The 17,857-nt window shown below is 34.8% G+C and carries 16 protein-coding genes; 9 read left to right on the plus strand and 7 right to left on the minus strand.

Annotated features, from left to right (window positions below):
• Positions 1-65 precede the first annotated feature (65 nt).
• Positions 66-3,896 carry a restriction endonuclease subunit S gene (locus H6G25_RS15195; RefSeq protein ID WP_190393211.1) on the minus strand — a complete coding sequence of 1,277 codons (3,831 nt, stop codon included), beginning with the start codon at positions 3,894-3,896 and terminating at the stop codon, positions 66-68.
• Between the two features lie 85 nt (positions 3,897-3,981).
• Positions 3,982-4,869 carry an alpha/beta hydrolase gene (locus tag H6G25_RS15200; protein ID WP_190393212.1) on the minus strand — a complete coding sequence of 296 codons (888 nt, stop codon included), beginning with the start codon at positions 4,867-4,869 and terminating at the stop codon, positions 3,982-3,984.
• 142 nt (positions 4,870-5,011) lie between these two features.
• Between H6G25_RS15200 and H6G25_RS15205 the strand changes: the two genes are divergently transcribed.
• The 5 genes from H6G25_RS15205 to H6G25_RS15225 all read left to right on the plus strand — a co-directional run bounded on the left by H6G25_RS15205 (position 5,012) and on the right by H6G25_RS15225 (position 9,432).
• Positions 5,012-5,323: a carbon dioxide-concentrating mechanism protein CcmK gene (locus H6G25_RS15205; protein ID WP_137906470.1), complete on the plus strand. Its 312-nt coding sequence runs from the start codon at positions 5,012-5,014 to the stop codon at positions 5,321-5,323.
• A gap of 88 nt (positions 5,324-5,411) precedes the next feature.
• Complete coding sequence (locus H6G25_RS15210) at positions 5,412-5,762, plus strand: carbon dioxide-concentrating mechanism protein CcmK (RefSeq protein ID WP_137906469.1); 351 nt, start codon at positions 5,412-5,414, stop codon at positions 5,760-5,762.
• Between the two features lie 495 nt (positions 5,763-6,257).
• Positions 6,258-7,397, plus strand: a complete 1,140-nt coding sequence (locus H6G25_RS15215) for a HetZ-related protein 2 (RefSeq protein WP_190393213.1) — start codon at positions 6,258-6,260, stop codon at positions 7,395-7,397.
• 147 nt (positions 7,398-7,544) lie between these two features.
• Positions 7,545-8,465 carry a class I SAM-dependent methyltransferase gene (locus H6G25_RS15220; RefSeq protein WP_190393214.1) on the plus strand — a complete coding sequence of 307 codons (921 nt, stop codon included), beginning with the start codon at positions 7,545-7,547 and terminating at the stop codon, positions 8,463-8,465.
• On the plus strand, positions 8,458-9,432 hold the full coding sequence (locus H6G25_RS15225; protein WP_190393215.1) for a PrsW family glutamic-type intramembrane protease: 975 nt from the start codon (positions 8,458-8,460) through the stop codon (positions 9,430-9,432). The genes H6G25_RS15220 and H6G25_RS15225 overlap by 8 nt, the downstream gene beginning before the upstream one ends.
• A gap of 169 nt (positions 9,433-9,601) precedes the next feature.
• Here the strand turns inward: H6G25_RS15225 and H6G25_RS15230 are convergent, their stop codons facing one another.
• From H6G25_RS15230 to H6G25_RS15245, 4 genes are all read right to left on the minus strand, one after another.
• Entirely contained in the window at positions 9,602-10,231 is a 630-nt protein-coding gene (locus H6G25_RS15230) for a DUF2834 domain-containing protein (protein WP_190393216.1), read from the minus strand.
• A 121-nt stretch (positions 10,232-10,352) separates the two neighbouring features.
• A complete protein-coding gene (gene hrcA, locus H6G25_RS15235) occupies positions 10,353-11,429 on the minus strand; it encodes a heat-inducible transcriptional repressor HrcA (protein WP_190393217.1) in 1,077 nt (358 codons plus the stop codon).
• A 311-nt stretch (positions 11,430-11,740) separates the two neighbouring features.
• Positions 11,741-12,133, minus strand: coding sequence for a recombinase family protein (locus tag H6G25_RS15240; RefSeq protein WP_242034988.1), 393 nt, complete (start codon positions 12,131-12,133; stop codon positions 11,741-11,743).
• A gap of 78 nt (positions 12,134-12,211) precedes the next feature.
• Positions 12,212-12,571, minus strand: coding sequence for a rhodanese-like domain-containing protein (locus H6G25_RS15245; protein ID WP_190393218.1), 360 nt, complete (start codon positions 12,569-12,571; stop codon positions 12,212-12,214).
• 64 nt (positions 12,572-12,635) lie between these two features.
• Here H6G25_RS15245 and H6G25_RS15250 point away from each other — a divergent pair, with 64 nt between their 5' ends.
• The 4 genes from H6G25_RS15250 (at position 12,636) to H6G25_RS15265 (ending at position 17,456) form a co-directional block, all read left to right on the plus strand.
• The gene (locus H6G25_RS15250; protein ID WP_347239198.1) at positions 12,636-14,297 is read left to right on the plus strand and encodes a DUF3352 domain-containing protein; all 1,662 of its coding nucleotides are present in this window, start codon (positions 12,636-12,638) and stop codon (positions 14,295-14,297) included.
• Positions 14,298-14,385: 88 nt separating this feature from the next.
• Positions 14,386-14,883 carry a hypothetical protein gene (locus H6G25_RS15255; RefSeq protein WP_190393219.1) on the plus strand — a complete coding sequence of 166 codons (498 nt, stop codon included), beginning with the start codon at positions 14,386-14,388 and terminating at the stop codon, positions 14,881-14,883.
• A gap of 130 nt (positions 14,884-15,013) precedes the next feature.
• Positions 15,014-16,360 (plus strand): ATP-binding protein, encoded by a 1,347-nt coding sequence (locus H6G25_RS15260; RefSeq protein WP_190393220.1) that lies wholly within the window; start codon positions 15,014-15,016, stop codon positions 16,358-16,360.
• A gap of 70 nt (positions 16,361-16,430) precedes the next feature.
• On the plus strand, positions 16,431-17,456 hold the full coding sequence (locus tag H6G25_RS15265; protein WP_190393221.1) for a hypothetical protein: 1,026 nt from the start codon (positions 16,431-16,433) through the stop codon (positions 17,454-17,456).
• A 13-nt stretch (positions 17,457-17,469) separates the two neighbouring features.
• Here the strand turns inward: H6G25_RS15265 and H6G25_RS15270 are convergent, their stop codons facing one another.
• Positions 17,470-17,787 (minus strand): hypothetical protein, encoded by a 318-nt coding sequence (locus H6G25_RS15270; RefSeq protein ID WP_190393222.1) that lies wholly within the window; start codon positions 17,785-17,787, stop codon positions 17,470-17,472.
• Positions 17,788-17,857 lie beyond the last annotated feature (70 nt).

Below are 17,857 nucleotides of genomic sequence, written 5' to 3' on the forward strand. Positions count from 1 at the left end.
AGTTAGGAGTTACCGAGTCAGAAGTCAGAATGTATAAAGCTGACTCCTGATAGCTGGCTTGATTTTTATAAATATTTTTGTAATATTGCTTCTTTTTGTTGTGGTATAGCTTGAATTTCTTGTTCATAATTTTGGATATATTTCTCCATATCTAACACTTCATTAATAATTCTATCTTGTTCATTTTTTTCAGGACAAGCAACCAATAAAGGACGAAGTATTTCTAAATTGATATTCTTTTGTGCTTTTTGAGGTGCAATATCATTTAAGTATTGTTGTTGAGTTCTTAAATAATATTCCAAGTAATCAATATTCATTTGTTCATTAGGTTTAATACTAACAATACTATCAGGAAAACAAGCAGGATAAGTTAAAATCGCTGTACTTCCAATATTAGCCGCAATTGTAATTAAAATAGTTTCTGGTTCAAATAGCTTACTAACTTTTAATCCTTCCTCATTTAATGTTTGAGAATAGATAATATTTCTTCCCTTGACCTTAGCTACATCTCCTGTTTGAATAAAAGGATATGTACCATCTTGATATAAATGAGGTGCATTTCTAGGACGATGACTAAAACGACCTCTTTCTAAAAATGCTGCTTGAGATAGTTTTATTTTAGGTGCAGTATTAAAAGAGTCATTTAATCTCTCTTGGATATTTGTTTGTAATTGTTCAATATTATTTCTTAATTCCTGTTCTCTAGTTTCTAATACTTCAATTTCTTGAATAATTTGTTCTTGTACTTCTTTAGGGGGTAGAGGGATTTGTATTTTTTGCAAATCGCTAATATAAACATGAGGTTGTGCTTGTCCTCTTTGTAATTGATAGATAATATCTTGAATTAGTTTTAAAAAATAAAAAATTATTTTTGTTAATATTTCATTTGTATTTTTCGATTGAATTACAAAACAATCAGATGCAAAAATAGGATAATTATGATAGTTTACATATCCAGCATTTGCACCCGAAGCACTTATAGTAATTATATTACCTTCAAAATTTGATACATTGTGATAATAAGCTGGTTGCATACCAGCAGCAATTACAGGAATATTACCCTGTTTAACAGATGCTTTTGTAATAGAAGTTCCCCTTTCAAAATTGGCAACTTCTGACAGCTTAATTAAGTTAAATTTTGATTGCCATATTTGTTGAAAATTAATTTTTGTCTTGGTTGATAAACTAATTTGTTTGTCAAACTCAACTCTTTTAAAATCAATACAATCAACTAGATCAACAATAGAAACATAATCCTTAACAGCATCAGCCGGATTTTCTATATTACCTAAAAAAGACTGATAAATATAATAATTTACCTTGTCAGAATTAAATAGATTATCCTCATCATATAAAGCAGTTTTATCTTTATCTTCACTATCTTGATAAACAACCATTCCTGCTTGTCTTCCTTTCTTAAACTCATAACCTAAAAATTCTCGATTACTTTGAATATCATTACCAGATTTGACAATAATAAACTCTTGTTCATAACTCAATAAATAATAATAAAACTTTTCCTTTTCAATAGGTAATACTTTTTCATAAAATAATCTTTCAATTCTCTCCTGTTGTTCCTCTTTTGTTAAAGATTTGAAATCTTTACGTTTTTGTAAATTTTTAACATCTGTTAAATTGTCAAACCAATGAGGATAATCTTTATACCATTCAGTTGCTTTAATAGCATCATTACTGCTACGTCCTACAAAAGTTTTATAATCATCAAAATCTAAACCGAGATAATCAACATAACTTCTAAATAAAGATTCACTATCTATAAAATCATGGGGACGTTCTCTGTTATTAATAATATAATCTTCAGCTACATAATTATAATCCTGTTTCCAGCGAGATTCCCGCTTTTCCATAAATAAAACTATAGTATTTGTTCCTGTAGCCATAAAAGCATTTGAACCTAATTCAACTATAGCTTTAATCAGGAAATTTTGTAATATAATCTCTCTAGCACGAGCATAAATACCTGTATTATTTAAAAGAGAACTTGGTAAAATAATTCCAGTTTTTCCTCCTGTATGTAATAATTGGGCAGTTCTTTCGATAAATAAAGCTTCTATTTCTGATGAACTATCAGTTAAAGATTCAAAAAGTGTATATTTATCTTTTAATTTTAAAGCATGGGGTTTAAATCCATGAATTGAATAAGGAGGATTAGCAATAACTACATCATAACTAGGCGCAAGTTGACGTTCTCTTTCATTATAATCTTCTAAACCATCGCCAAAGAAAATATTAGCTTGTCCGTCTCCATTCATAAAACAAGCTACTTTTGCGGTACGGGCTAAACGATAATCTTTTTCAATCCCAAAAATGAATTTTTCAGCCCAATCTGATGATTCTTGATATTGTCTAATATATCTATTAACATCTTTGGTAAATTCAGGTTTAATTATATCAACAATATTTTGTATTTCTTCAATTGCTTCTACTAAAAAATGACCACTACCACAAGCATAGTCAATTAAATAAGGTAAAAAATCTACTTTTTCTTGATTTAATTTAGCTTCAATTATTTCTCGCAAAGGCAGCGATTTAACGATAAACTTGGCAATAGGTAAAGGTGTGAAAAACTGTCCTTCAGACTGTTTATAACCTGCATCTAATAATTGTTCAAAGAAATCCCCTAAATATTGTTTTTGATATTTTAAGCCATTGTTATCGTTATAAAAATATCTAAATTTTTTATATTGCAATAAAGTAATAATTTCATTTAATACTTTAGCATTTTCCAAAAATAATTTCTCGTTGTGAACTTCTTTAAAAGCAAATTCGTTATTACTATAAAATTTTAATTCCCGTAATATTTGTTTAAGTCTTTCTTGAGTCGTTTGTATGGAGAAATTACTCACTAATGTATCAATATATTCCTCAGAATAATAAACAATTTCTTCTTTCAGAAATTCTCTCATTCCTTTAGCATATAATTTTTGTAACCTTTCCTGTATCTGTTCAGGTGTATCTTTACTTTCAATAATTTGAAAGTCAGTGATATCATTCTCATTTTTTTGCTCATCAACAATCTTACATAAAATTAAAGATAAAATTCGGTTAAAAGCATTTGATTTATCACTGATATTATTATGACGTAAGATTTCTTCAAATTGATTAAATAATTTACGTCCTTCTCCTTCAGTAAAGGGTTGTAAATCTTTTTTCTTAATGGGTATATATTCAGGATTATAAGCTTGCACTTCTGGATCAAAAATTCCATTAGGTGCAAAATAGCAGTTAAAATTTTCTTTCCAAGCTGTATATAATTCTTCTGCTGTTTTAGCTTCTTTATAGCTTTTTATCTCTTCCTTACTTTCTGTTAATAATCTTAAAGTTTCTTCTCTATCCTTAATTTGGATAATGGCATTTTCATAAATAAGTAAACCATCATCATTAAGTTGTGAGGTATAAAGACAAAGAAAGCGAGTGTTTTTATCTTGTTGCAAATAAGAAAATAGTTGTCCACCATTTTCTATCATCCGATTTTTTTCTTTTTCATATTCTTTACCCCAGGTTTTACACTCAATGATAATTAAAGATTTTTCCTCTCTATCAAAAACAGAAATATCTGATTTTCCACTTTTACCAGTTCGTCCTAAAGGAAATTTACGTTCTAAGACTAAATGTTTAGGTTCATAACCTTTTTCTAATAATCTATTAACACATTCTAAAACAACGAAATTCTCAGGTTGACTAAAATTAGAGGTAGTTTCATCTTCTACTGAAATTTTATCCCCATAATCAATTTTCTCAGTGGCAAAATTAACTTTAATTACATAGTTTTTATGGTTGGTATAGATTTTCAGGTAATTTTGTTGAAAAATATCCGATTCTTGTTCTATAAATCCTAAATGAGAAATAAGAGATTTGATTTTTGTTTTATCCATCTTTCTTACTGTGTATTGATCATCATTGATGTTTGATTATCTTCTTAAATCGGAAAAATGCTGGGTTAATATACTTAACCTTCCTTTATTTCCGAAATTCTAACATAAGTTGGGCAACAATTTCTGGTTGTTCTAAATGGGGAATATGACCACAATTTTTAATCCAAATTAGCTGACTTTGAGGAATGGCTTTAGCGAATTTATTAGCGTCCCCAGTTCCTAAAATTTTATCGCTATCACCCCATAAAATTAAAGTTGGTTGTGCAATTTTGGCCAGTTGTGGAAATTTAAAAGCACCATAACCGCCACTTTTCGTAAAAGCAATTAAAGCTTGAGTCCAATTCGGCATTTGTAGATGTAAGGCTCCGCAACATAAAGTATCAGCAGAGATTAGACTAGGATTTTTATAAGCAGTTCTACAAATGCGATCGCGTACCTTCGGATTTCGTAAAAATTCCGTAGCCCAATAATCCAAAGGAGGAAATATATACTTACTTAATGGGGAATTAGCTTTCAAACCAGCACTATCAATTAATACCAGTTGTTTTACAGCTTCTGGATAAGTAAGGGTAAAATCTATAGCGGTCGCACCACCCATAGACGCACCCACCAAAATCACAGGCCGATTAATTAAAGTTTGCCAGAAAGAGAAAAGATGAGTTTTAATTGATTCATGACTATAAGTAATTCCCGGTAATCTATCCGTAAAGCCAAACCCTAACAAATCCACCGCCCAAACTTGATTATTTTCAGCTAGTAAAGGCAAAATTTGCCGATATTCAAGGACAGAACTATCAAAACCATGAATTAATAAAATCGGTGTACCACCCTGACCTTGATGGACATAAGTAGTATCAATAGTTGCATTTATACAGGGAACAGCGATCGCCTGACGTTGGATATTTTGGGCCAAAGCGATAGATGTAGTTTGTGTGAGTTGCCCAACTGCGGGGGGGAGAAAACTTGGAAACATAAAACCCAGTTTACATCAGCGCGTACCACTTGCAGCAATACCCAGCAATTAATTAAAAAAGAAAATTTCCACAAAAATAAAAATCGGTACACAATCCTCGTAAAATAAGAATCAATTATCCCTAACGTAGGAGATTCAGCCCATGCCAATGGCAGTTGGCGTAATTGAAACATTAGGTTTTCCCTCGGTTTTAGCATCAGCAGATGCCATGGTCAAAGCAGCGGGTGTCACCATTGTGTACTATGGTATCGCCGAAGGTGGTCGCTTGATAGTTGCCGTCAGGGGACACGTTGCCGAAGTCCAAACAGCCGTGGCCGCAGGTATTACTGCGGGTGAAGAAATCTATGGTGGTCAGGTTATTACCCACTACATTATTCCCAACCCTCCGGAAAACGTAGAAACGGTCTTACCCATTCACTTCACATCGAAATCCGAACCTTTCCGTATTTTCTAAGTAAATGCGCTATCAAAAATTGAAGTATTCCTTCATACAATTAATTTGTAGCCATCTATAACTTTATATTCAAAACAGGAGATGAGAAATGTCATTACAGGCCGTTGGATCATTAGAAACTAAGGGTTTTCCCGCTGTCCTCGCAGCAGCAGACGCAATGGTAAAAGCAGGACGAGTTACCCTAGTTGGTTATATCAGAGTTGGTAGCGCCCGGTTTACAGTTAACATTCGTGGTGATGTTTCCGAAGTGAAAGCCGCTATGGCCGCTGGTGTAGATGCTGTAGAAAAAGTTTATGGTGGTACTTTGGAATCTTGGGTGATTATTCCCCGTCCCCATGAAAACGTAGAGGCTGTATTACCAATCGCTTATACAGCAGAAGTACAACAGTATAGAGACTCCGTAGAAAATCCCATCATTGCCGCCTCTAACAGAGGTTGATTTAATATTTTGTCTGGTAATGGGTAAAGAGCAAGAAGATGAATACAAAAGTCTAAATTAATACTAAGATTTGCCATGGGGAATCATGGCTACAGAAATAAGACCTGCATAAGCAGGTTAGAAATCCTTGGTTTTTCATGACTCTACCCAAGTGAACTTGGCTGGTTTAGTAGCGAATTAATTATATTCGCCCTAAAATCGGCCATTAGAAATCACGGCTACACAGACAAAACCCATCTTAGTGGTTTTTGTCTGTGTGCAAGATGAACCGCAATTTCCAGTCACAAAAGCAAGTAATAAATTAGACTTTTCAAACAATCTCTAACAATAAATCAATAGGACTTACGCACGAGTCACTGAATAACGAACCACTCCAGCCACAGAGAACACAGAGAAATGAGGGTTTGAGGAATATTTTGCATAAGTCCTGATCAATTAGGAATTATTATTTGCTACTAAATCACCAAATCTAATTTCGAGGAGAGCAATATTGCTATGACACAAAATGGGGCAAATATAGCTCAATATTGGCAACAACGACTGGCTACAGAATGTCCAGAACAAAGTCAGGCTAATAAAGAAACTATTATTTCCTGGCTGTTGGGAATAGATTTAAACCGGTTTGATTTACTTAACCCCAAAGAATTAGAAATTGCTAAACAAGCAATGGAATATCGGTGGCGAATTTTGCACAAACGCTATTTAGGAATGAGCAGAGAAAGGGCTTATTGTCAACTTATTAGTCGTTTGAGTAGCGTAGTTACGATTAGAAACAAAATTCAGTCTTGGATATCTCTAAGCAGAGATCGTCAGCGTAGTATTGTTGATGTACTTCAAGAAGTGCTTCAAGAATTATTACAAAGTGATTCCTATATTCAACAACAAATGAGCCAAATTAGCGCATTAACAACAGATAAAAGATTGCGGGATATGTTGTTATTTGCTAGTATTGAAGAATATTGTTTACGTCCAGTTCGGAATCAACCAATATTAATGTACAGGTTTGTTAATTACCTACGAAGAATCCAGAGAGGAGGCTTAACACAAGTACCTACCAGCGAATTAGTGAAACTTGTTTCCCAGGAGATTATAACGGAAAATAACGATAATCCTGTTAGCTTAATTGATAATCAAGCGATCGCACAATATGAAGAAATTCAATATTTAGAAGAACAACAAGCTAACCGTCAATTAGTCCAAGAAGAATTTGCAGAATATTTGTTAGCAAATATTGGACAACTAGCTGTAGATTGGTTGCAGTTATATCTGCAAGGTAAATCTCAAGAACAAATTGCCAAACAACTTAATAAACCTATTAAAGAAGTATATCGTCTCCGCGAAAAAATTAGTTATCATGCTGTGCGAATATTTGCGATTAAACATCAACCAGAATTAGTAGATAACTGGCTTTCTGCATCCTTACAACAAGATAATTTAGGGTTAACTGCAACAGAATTGCAACAACTTCAAGAACAATTAACCCCTTTAGCCCAGGAAGTTCTCAATTTGTGTAAAGCTGGTAATTCCATGGAAGAAATAGCCCAAAAACTACAATGTAAAACCAATCAAGTTCTAAGTGAATGGACTAAAATCTATCTGGCAGCCCAAAAGCTGAGAACTAATAATCATCCTTAAACATCAAGAATTATCAATCACGCCCATTAAAAGTTTATTAAGTTTATCAGATACTTTGATAATTTTGATAATATTGCAAGTAAGTATTGAATTTGATCAAATTCTTAGGATTTAATGTATGTAAAGGCTACTTACCAAAATTGATTTATGACAACTACCATCAACAATACCCCTGATTTAGCTTCTCGCCTCATTAATGACATTTTAGCGATTAAACCCCTAGCAAACCTGGCCAAACACCAAGCCCGACAAATGATGATTAAACGGGCTGAAAAACTTGGTGTACCCTGGACTCAAGAAGTGGAAAAACTGCAACAGCGTGACTGGGTAAAGGACCTATCAAAAGTTGAAAATCCCCAAGTTAATTACCCAGAATACTATTTGCGGACATTTCATGCCTACGAACAAGGAAATTTAGGTTGGCCAGCAGCTTTTGAATTAGAAGTAGCTGCTCGCACCGTTCATGCTAGTATCTGGACTGAAGCCGGTTCTCAAGGTGACACCAAACTGCGTCAAAGTTACCACAATATTCTCAAAGAAAAAATTTATCCCCAACCACAAAATATATTAGACTTAGGATGTGCGGTAGGATTAAGTACCTTTGCCTTACAAGCAGCTTATCCTCAAGCCAAAATTATCGGTTTAGATTTATCTCCTTACTTTTTAGCTGTAGCTAATTATCGTAGTCAAGAACATCAAACTCAAATTAACTGGGTTCACGCTCAAGCAGAATCTACAGGTTTTACAAATGCTTCCTTTGATTTAGTTTCCATCTTCCTGATGTGTCATGAATTACCACAATCAGCAACTCACAGGATTTTTGCTGAAGCTAGACGTATCTTAAGTCCAGGTGGCCACTTAGCAATTATGGACATGAACCCCAAAGCAGAAAATTACAAAAAAATGCCACCTTATATTTTGACGCTGCTCAAAAGCACCGAACCTTATTTAGACGAATATTTTAGTTTGGACATTGAACAGGCTTTAATTAAAGCCGGTTTTAACGCTCCTACTATTACTAGCAATAGTCCTCGTCATCGTACTGTAATTGCCCAGGTGAGTGAATAATTTATTACTAGTGCTATGGGCAGTGATTCCCCCCTTGCTGTTTTTGTGGTTTTACTACCGCAGAACCCCCGCTGCCCCACCTCTGTTAAATTTACTCATATTGTTCATTATCGGTGCTGTATCTGGTTTTGTTGCCCTTGGGCTGGAATTTGCTCTGGAAAACACTGCTAACTGGCTTTTAAACTGGCAACAGATACAGCGTCATTTTTCTGGTATAATATTTCGGCAAATATTAGCAATAGCACCAATTGAGGAAGGTTGTAAACTAGTAGCAGTTATTCTGCCCATTTGCTATTTACAACGCCAGTATTATTTGCGATGTACTACCGTATTTTTGTTTACTATAGCAGTAGGGTTAGGGTTTGCAGCAGAAGAAACCTGGATTTATCTATTTAATGGTACATCCTCAATTTTAGAAAGGACTATTGGTACACCAGTTCATGTCATGTTTTCCGCTCCTTGGGGTTACGCTTTGGCGGTATATTTTGGTACTAAGACCAGGTGCGATCGAGATCGGAATTTAATTTTTACCGCTTGGTTAAATTCTGTCTTTTTTCATGCTTTAGTTAATATTTTATCTATTGCTGGCAGGTTTCCACAGCCCTTATACTTACTTACTTATGGTTTATTTCCCTTGCTGTTATGGATGTTTTGGAGGTGGGAAAAATTACTGAGAAAATTACAGGGTAAAGGTCCTTTAGTGTTAATTGGTGGACATAGATCCTCAGCACGTAATTGGCAAAAGGGTTTAGTATTATTAATTTTTTTCTTGGGTGGAAATTCTATATTTAGATTTTTGATTTTGTATAGAAAAATTAGTCCTTTGCGGTGGGAACTTTGGTTTGAGCCAGCGATTTTTTGGTTTATAATTAGGGATATTGCTCTCAATCTCTGTTTAGGAGTTTTAGCTTGGTTAATTTATCGCTATTTACGCAATTTAACTCGTCGTCGATATTTTTTTCAATGATAAAAATACTAAGCTGTTAAGAGGTTGTTTGAAAAGTCTAAATTCATACTAACTCGGGCGATTCTAAATCGCGGCTACACAGGCAAAACCCACCTGCGTGGTTTTGAAAAGCTTGATTTTCTGTTAGTTCGCGCCGGCGTACTTCCTTTAATACTTTTCAAACATCCTCTCAGCATTCTACAGGTGGCCGGACACACAAATATATTAAAGATCCAAATAAAGGAATTGTAAATAACCAAAATAATTGATGATTTTGCCAACCTCGTCTCATCATATCATCTCCTAATAAGGTCGGAAATAATAAACTCAACATGATAAAGTCTAAACTCATGACATGAATAAACCTGTTATTTTGCCACTGTTCGACAAAATTACTCCAATTTCCTTGTAAACTAAAGGTAAATAAAACCGTTGCAGCTAAAGTTAATAAAATTCCCAAAATGCGGGAATCCAGTATTTTCAAAAATGAATTTTTTTCACCTATAAACTTTTGATTAGGTTCTCTTAAAGCCAAGTATGGTAAAAGTGCAAATGCACCTAAAGCAAAAGCACCAATAGCAAAAGGCCAAGCGTGGATTTTTTGACCTCTACCATCAAAAAAGACTACTGCACTATATATAAAAGGCCAAATCCCCATAATATTAAATAAACATATAATCAGGGGATTAATTTCTTGCCAATTTCCTGTAGAGAGACTTTTTATTAACTCAAAAGTATCAGGTTGTTCAGGAGGAGCAAAGAAAAAGGCATAGGAAATAAATCCTAGCCATAATAGACCAAAAGTGATTTTTCTCATCATGATTGAAATATAAAAAATTGAAAAAACAAAAGCATTTAAAAATAGCTAAAGTCACCAAAAAACCAGTTCCCTATTCCCTTGTGATCATGGCAATTTTTCAGACCAATTTCATGGAAATTAACTAACTAAAAGCTTCTGAGAGATAATCTGCTGCTGCGGCGACCACAGCGATCGCACTTTCATAGTCTAACCTAGTTGGACCCAAAACCCCCACACTTCCCACCGGCACAGAACCCCGACGATAAATAGCAGAAATCAAAGTACAAGTGCGAATAGGTTTGAGAGGATTTTCTGCACCAATTCTTACCGTTACCTTCGATTTACTAGTATCATCTATTTCTGGCTCTTCACAAATTAAATGCCAAAGTTGGTCTTGTTCTTCTTCCAACAATTGCATAATTGTTTGCACCTGTTGTACTTGAGAAAATTCTGGTTGTCGTAAAACCTCTCCGATACCCCTTACCATAATTTGTGTAGCTGTGGGTGCAAGAGCGCGATTAGTTAATTCTACCAGAGAACTTTTCAATAATTCACCATAAACTCGAAATTCTTGATCCAATTCATTCCAATCAAGATAGCCTATTTCTAATAAACTTTGTCCTCGTAAGTGACTATTTAAAAAATTAGAAACAATCTGCAATTGATGATCAATTACCTCCTCATTCGGTTTAATTACTGATGATTCTGAGAATAAATCCATTACCTTAGAATGGGTTTCATAACTATCAGTGACCACAATCAACATAATCCTACTAGCTTCAATTTGCACCAATTGTAAATGGCGTAATTTTGCTATTGTCGTTTGCGGCATCGTAATTAAGCTAATACAGCCGCTTAATGTTGCTAAAATTTGTCCCGCACCTTGTAGCAAAGCTTCTAAACTCCAATCTTCCCAGTGTAGACGTTTTTGTAATACCGCTTCTACTTCTTTCACTAACGTCTCTGATGGTACAATTAATTGATCTACATAAATCCGATAACCAGAATCAGAAGGAATTCTCCCCGCAGAGGTATGCGGTTGATAAAGTAACCCTGATTTTTCCAAGCCCCCCATGACATTGCGAATAGTAGCCGAGCTAACACCTAAATCAAAACCATCAATTAGGGCTTTAGATCCCACTGGCTCTGCTGTAGCGATATAATGACGTACAGTGGCCGAAAGTATATTTTGTTGGCGATTAGTCAAATGGACTTGCATAGCTGATATTTTTACTGTAGGCAAATTTTAATCAAAAGTTGAAAAAATGAGTGGTTTCCACCACCAAAACCCCAAAAAAGAATTAATTATTAATTAATATAAGATAGCAAATTATATACACATATTGTGTTCATTAAACACAAAATTTACCTTCCGCATTTATTTGCTGTATTTGTTATCAACACATAGCTGAAAACAGAACATAAGGTAAATTCCCAACTTTTTCAGTAGTATCTCATAGCAACCTAACACAAGCTGTGGTTTTAGTTACAAAATATTAATATTTCTTTGTGAATATGCAAACTGATAAACTAGAAGAGTAGAAGGAGAGAATGTTTCCGACAGGCAACAACAAGGATGAATTTATTTCCTTGCAAAAGTCTGTCCAGTAGGGAGCGCAGACCTTTTCTTTTGAAGTTGAGTCCTGAGCCAATATCTTTGATGATTTCTGCGTCTGGGTACAGGGATTGCATATAGGCGATTTGTCTATCAAGGTCATCTCGCTGTTTTGAGGAACTGACCCGGCAGTAGCAAATAGTGGGAGTTCTAATTGAATCGCCCGTGATGTATGATTCGACATCGTATAATCTTTGTCCTGCCGGGTTTTTAATGCTTTTGATTTTCCCCTCATCTGCATATCTCCTCAAGGTGTTTGGATGCAATCCCAGAAATTCGACCGCTTTTCTAAGTGGTATGTATGCCATAAGAAAAGCATAGCATTAGTTAGTATTAGTTGGCAAATATTTAACTAGCTAAACTCCCTCTTCCCTCTTCCCTCTTCCCTAATATTGCGGAACTGAAGGATCAACTAAAATTGAGTAAGCATCAATACCACCCATAATGTTTTTAACATTTGTAAATCCTTGACCAACTAACCATTGACACATCTGAGCGGAGCGTATACCATGATGGCAAAGAACTAGAGTTTCCATAGAAGGATCAAAGCGAGTAGATATTTGTTGACTCCATTGCTCATATTCACTTAAAGGAAGATTGACAAATCCCTCTATTCGTGATATGGCCAGTTCTTGGGGTTCACGCACATCTATTAACTGAATCGTGCCTTCATCCGCCCTAAGGCATTGTGCTAGGTATTCAACACTAATTTGAGTAAAGGGTTGAGCAAATGATTTATCCGTCATGCAGTTTTTCTAAAAAATCCTATACTATTTATGTTGGCAGAAAAAACTGGAAAATATAACTAGTGTGAATAATAATCTGAATAATAAACCCTCACCTTTAAATTTCCTTGTAGTTGCTTTCGTAACGCTATTAATAGTTAGTCTTGCGGTATTTTACTGGGTTTTCGGCAAAAATTCCCCCAGCTTTCTAGTTCCCAATTCTCAACCCAGAGCGGCCATATTCGTCCCGAAATTCTCACCAGCAATGGTTTCATTATTGGTAAATCCCGACGCTTTACAGAAAATAGCACAAAAAAGGGAATTGTCTCAAATCAAAAATAGTCTATTAGCCAAAAGTAATATAGATTACCAAGATGATATTCAACCCTGGCTGAATCATGAAATTACCCTAGCTGTCACAACCCTAGATATAGACCGCGACCCAGACAACGGACTACAAACAGGGTATTTAATGGCACTTGCAACCAAAAACCCAGTAAAAAGCCGCGAATTTTTAGAATTATTATTTTCTAAACGAGCTTTTGCAGGAAATAATTTAGAGGTCGAACGATATAAAGGTGTCAAAGTTATTTATGATCATCAAGAATATTCAGCGTCCCAAATATCAAATAGTTTAGCTGGTGCAATTGTTAATAATTTTGTTCTATTTGCAAATCATCCCCAAGTCATCAAAGCAGCAATTAATAATTTACAAGCACCAGATTTAAACTTAGTTAGTTCTCTTGAATATCAAAAAGCTAGTCAACAAATACCCAAAAATTCTCTAGCTGTCAGCTTCTTTAATTTACCCGAAATTAGCAAATGGCAGAAATTAGAATTAGCAGAGTCAACTTATCATAGCCAAATTCTATCTTTAGCCTTAAATTCTCAAGGATTGTTAGCAGAAAGTACCTTTTTAACAAACTCCCAAATTGTACCTCCATCTTTGCCATTATCTCAACCTGTTGCAGCATTACAGTATATTCCCGAATCAACAAATTTGGCAATTTCTGGAGCGAATTTGAGTAATTTAGGTAATAGTGATTTAGCAAAACTGTGGAAACAAGGAACAGCAACTATTTACGGTTCTAGTGAAGATGGTATTTCTCGACTAATACAACCTTTGATAAAAATCCAGCAAAACTTGAATTTAAACTTTAGTCAAGATATTTTCAGTTGGGTAACAGGAGAATATGCTTTAGCTTTATTACCCAATTCAGAAAACACAACTCCTAATTGGGTATTTGTGGTCGAAAAAAAGCCACAATTAGCAGCAGGTATAGCACATTTAGATAATATTGCTAATAGTAGTGGTTTTAATGTTATTTCCCTGACCTTAAATGGACAGAAAGTATCAGCTTGGACACAAATTATAACCACAAACCAGAATAATCAATCTATCAATTTGGAAACGAAAGTCAAAGGAGTACATACAACTTTGAATAATTACGAGATTTTCACTTCCGACTTAAACATACTAAAAGAAATTTTGAGTCAAAAGCAAAGATCTTTACTGGAGAATCCCAAATTTAAAAGTAGTCTTGGTGTAATTCCTCAGCCAAATCAAGGATATATTTATTTAGACTGGGAAACTAGTCGAAATATTCTTGAACGTCAAATACCTATGCTTAAATTCGTGGAATTACTAGATAAACCACTCTTTAATAATTTGCAATCACTTACATTCAGCAGTTATCATACTCAACCAGGAAGACTCACAGGTGGAGTATTATTAAAACTGCATTAGAGAATTAAATCCTGACTAACACTCATAAATTTTAATCTGCGGTTAATTTTCATTTATTTCTTCCCTGTTCCCTCTAATTAACCTTAATATGAAATATCCTCATCTCCGATTTCAGTCTCAATTAGCATGGCTATTTGCCGTAATTATACTTGCAAATACTAGATTAGCATCAGGACAAACACCAAATTTTGGGACTTTAAAACTGTCATCAGGTATGAAACCAATGGAACAAAAAGTATCAGGTGTTACAGGCGGTATTTATTCATTGTCCATTATCAGAGGCCGTGACAAAAATAAAAACGTTTGTATTGGTTTTGCTGAGTCCAATCCTGATTATATTCTGGTTTTAGAAGAGAACTTTAATAACTTAACAATCTTAGTTAACAGTAGTGACAAGGACACGGACACAACTTTGCTTATCAAAGGTCCAGATAAGGAAACAGTTCGTTGTGGTGATGATACTGGTAGAAGCAAAGATGCGAGTGTAAGCGATAAAGAATGGACAAAAGGAACATATCAAATTTGGGTAGGGATATCTGAACGAGGATTAAAACGCAATTACACATTAACAGTGGAGCAATTGTGATGCCATTTCGACACAGTATTAGCGTAAGTTATGGTAATCAATAATGCCATGAACTCAGATAAAAATGCCATAGTCAAAAGTCGCCATTATACTTAAATTCATGGTTAGAGACAATTTACCCAGTTGATTGATGAATCATCTAGCAATGCTGACGGCAAGCAATACATCCTATACACCAGTTCAATTTCTGCAACGTCAAGCCGCCTCCCTTTTACTGTACCAATCTGTACTACAAGGCGATGTAGGCAAAAGTTTTCTGAATTTATTACAAACCATCCGTTATACTGATGCAGACGGGCGGGATTGCCTCCAAGCCTACGGTAGTTATTTCCACGCTTTAGCAGGTAGGCATCAAACCTGGGAAGAATACCTAATTAGGCAAATTCTCACAGCGGATAATCCTTTTAGCAGATTGGCACAACAGCAGGAATTTAGCAAATTACCTCCGGCTTTAGTCGCTGCTGTCCGCCATGATTTACAAGTATTACAAAGTTTCTATGAATGTAATAGTGCAGTTTTGAGCGAGTGGGTGCAAATGGCGACTCATTTACCCATTTCCCCTGTAGTCTGGTATCGAGAACCGGAAACAGTAGCCATAGAAACGGATATAATGGCGTTTATTTCCCAGTTAGAAAATTGGGGTGATGCTGTAGAAGATTTAGCCACTTATTATGGGCAACATGGAACCGGTTTATTTGCTCAATACCATGCTTTTCGTTGGCAAAATGGGCAGTTAGTGGGCATTGTTTATGCGGATACAGTGAGACTGTCTACCTTGGTAGGTTACGAATGGCAAAAAGACGCTTTAGTGAAAAATACAGAGTTTTTATTGTCAGGAGAAACGGCGCTGCACGTATTACTTTATGGGAGTCGTGGATCGGGCAAATCTTCTTTGGTCAAAGCTTTATTAAATGAGTATAGTCATAGAAAGCTGCGCTTAATAGAAGTGTCTAAGTCAGAATTACCAGATTTACCGAAAATTGTTGAACAGTTGCGAGGAGTTCCCCAAAAATTCATTATCTTTGTCGATGATCTATCATTTGAAGAAGATGATGATGCCTTTAAAATGATGAAAGTAGTTTTAGAAGGGAATATAACGGCTAGACCAGAAAATGTAGTTGTATATGCTACCTCTAACCGTCGGCACTTAATCCGAGAATTTTTCACGGATAGATCGGCCCCCAAGGATAACAATGAAGTTCATGGATGGGATACAATGGAGGAAAAGTTGTCTTTTAGCGATCGCTTTGGTCTAACATTAACCTTTGAAGCAGCAGATCAAAAAACCTATTTACAAATTGTCCAGCACCTAGCAAAAAACATCAGTATTGCTCCGGGAGATTTAGAATATAAAGCTTTACAATGGGCAACCCGTCATCATGGACGTTCTGGCAGAACAGCAAGACAGTTTATTGACTTTTTAAAAGCAGATTTGGCCGTATTTGGTGAAAATAAAAATATCACTACAGAGTCATAATCAAAGTTACTTACCATTTCATCTAGGCATAATTAGAATTGCATAATTACAAATTAAAATGTGAGGAATAATGACTTTAATTACTAATCATTCTAACAATTTGACTATACTAAGACCTCGCAAAATGCCTCCAGCAGTCAGTCATCAATTCCTGCTAGGAATAACCGCCTTTAGTGTAAGTTTTGGTTTAAGTCTTGTCCCTAACTGGGATTTTTCTAAAGCCTTCCTCACCGGGATAATAACAGTTTTATCAACATATTCAGCCGCATTTATTGTTGATAAAAGACGGAGAAATGATGAACTGAGAATTATTGGTTCACTTCAGAAACGTATTCGGGATTTAGAAGGATTGAAATCCCGCATTTTCCGAGAAATAGAGCAATTAGAAGAATATAGAAATTTATTGTATACAGAAACTCAACAACTAGAAAAACAAATTGGAGATTGTCGTAGTCAAAGGGATAGTTTACATCGAGATATAGGTACATTTGCTGCTCAAAAAAAGCAACTTGAATCGGAAGTTGATAATCTTACAAATCAATTTAACCAATTAGAAAGCAGTCATATAGAACTGAGTAATAGCCACAATAATCTGATCATAGAAAAGCGACGATTAGAACTAAATTGTAACGTATCTCGCTCGGAAATCAACCAAATTCAAACTCAACTTGATACACTTAAACAAGAGAAGAAAGAAATAGAAAATGATCTGATTTTGTTAGAAAGACTCAAACCAAAACTAGAAGAAAAACTTTATGAACTGCGGATAGAAATTAAAAATCAAGAACTGGAAATTAACAAACAAAATGATTTATTAGAACAGATAACCACAACAAGAAATAATCTAGAAAATACCATTAATGATCTAGAAAGCAAAATATCAGTACAAAAATCTGAAATTAATCAACTACAAAATCAAATATCCCTTTTACAACAGGAACGGGATGTCTTACAAAATCAAGTTTGGGAATTACTTCAACAACTAGAGACAATTAACTCCGAAACATTACCTGATAATGAAGAAAATAATTTGGAGTTATTTCCCTTTGATGAATTACTGCAACCATTAGATAGGATTGATATGGGAATCTTATAGGAATCCTATTTGATTACAGAGTCTGGATTAAATCTGCAAAACCGTAAATGCTAATTCCTAATAATAGTAATGCTGTTAATTGGGTCATGCGTTGTTGATTTAAAACTGTGCGGCTGTTACCATGAGAAGACATTGCTTCCCGGACTAAAATAGAAGTTGATGACCCAATTACAAAACTTAAACCTAGTATGGTGTAAGGTTTATCTGGTACAATGATAGAAATTGTTAGCATAGCGATCGCTAATGTCAACATTAAAAATTCCACAAATCTTGGTGGATGATATTGACTAGATAAAATCAAGCTATTTAACCAAAAATTCCAAGTTCTCATAATTTATTTGTTATTTGTTAGTGGTTAGTGGTCAGTTGTTAGTAGCTACTGCACTAACCACCAGTACTAT

The sequence above is a fragment of the Dolichospermum sp. FACHB-1091 genome, assembly GCF_014697585.1.
Lineage (GTDB): Bacteria > Cyanobacteriota > Cyanobacteriia > Cyanobacteriales > Nostocaceae > Dolichospermum.

What these genes read in the sequence shown, in the direction of transcription:
- H6G25_RS15265 (WP_190393221.1), top strand. Translation starts at nt 16,431, where the DNA reads ATGACTTTAATTACTAATCATTCTAACAATTTGACTATACTAAGACCT.
- H6G25_RS15230 (WP_190393216.1), bottom strand. Translation starts at nt 10,231, where the DNA reads ATGATGAGAAAAATCACTTTTGGTCTATTATGGCTAGGATTTATTTCC.
- H6G25_RS15215 (WP_190393213.1), top strand. Translation starts at nt 6,258, where the DNA reads ATGACACAAAATGGGGCAAATATAGCTCAATATTGGCAACAACGACTG.
- H6G25_RS15200 (WP_190393212.1), bottom strand. Translation starts at nt 4,869, where the DNA reads ATGTTTCCAAGTTTTCTCCCCCCCGCAGTTGGGCAACTCACACAAACT.
- H6G25_RS15195 (WP_190393211.1), bottom strand. Translation starts at nt 3,896, where the DNA reads ATGGATAAAACAAAAATCAAATCTCTTATTTCTCATTTAGGATTTATA.
- H6G25_RS15260 (WP_190393220.1), top strand. Translation starts at nt 15,014, where the DNA reads ATGAATCATCTAGCAATGCTGACGGCAAGCAATACATCCTATACACCA.
- H6G25_RS15220 (WP_190393214.1), top strand. Translation starts at nt 7,545, where the DNA reads ATGACAACTACCATCAACAATACCCCTGATTTAGCTTCTCGCCTCATT.
- H6G25_RS15240 (WP_242034988.1), bottom strand. Translation starts at nt 12,133, where the DNA reads ATGGCATACATACCACTTAGAAAAGCGGTCGAATTTCTGGGATTGCAT.
- H6G25_RS15255 (WP_190393219.1), top strand. Translation starts at nt 14,386, where the DNA reads ATGAAATATCCTCATCTCCGATTTCAGTCTCAATTAGCATGGCTATTT.
- H6G25_RS15210 (WP_137906469.1), top strand. Translation starts at nt 5,412, where the DNA reads ATGTCATTACAGGCCGTTGGATCATTAGAAACTAAGGGTTTTCCCGCT.
- H6G25_RS15270 (WP_190393222.1), bottom strand. Translation starts at nt 17,787, where the DNA reads ATGAGAACTTGGAATTTTTGGTTAAATAGCTTGATTTTATCTAGTCAA.
- hrcA (WP_190393217.1), bottom strand. Translation starts at nt 11,429, where the DNA reads ATGCAAGTCCATTTGACTAATCGCCAACAAAATATACTTTCGGCCACT.
- H6G25_RS15205 (WP_137906470.1), top strand. Translation starts at nt 5,012, where the DNA reads ATGCCAATGGCAGTTGGCGTAATTGAAACATTAGGTTTTCCCTCGGTT.
- H6G25_RS15245 (WP_190393218.1), bottom strand. Translation starts at nt 12,571, where the DNA reads ATGACGGATAAATCATTTGCTCAACCCTTTACTCAAATTAGTGTTGAA.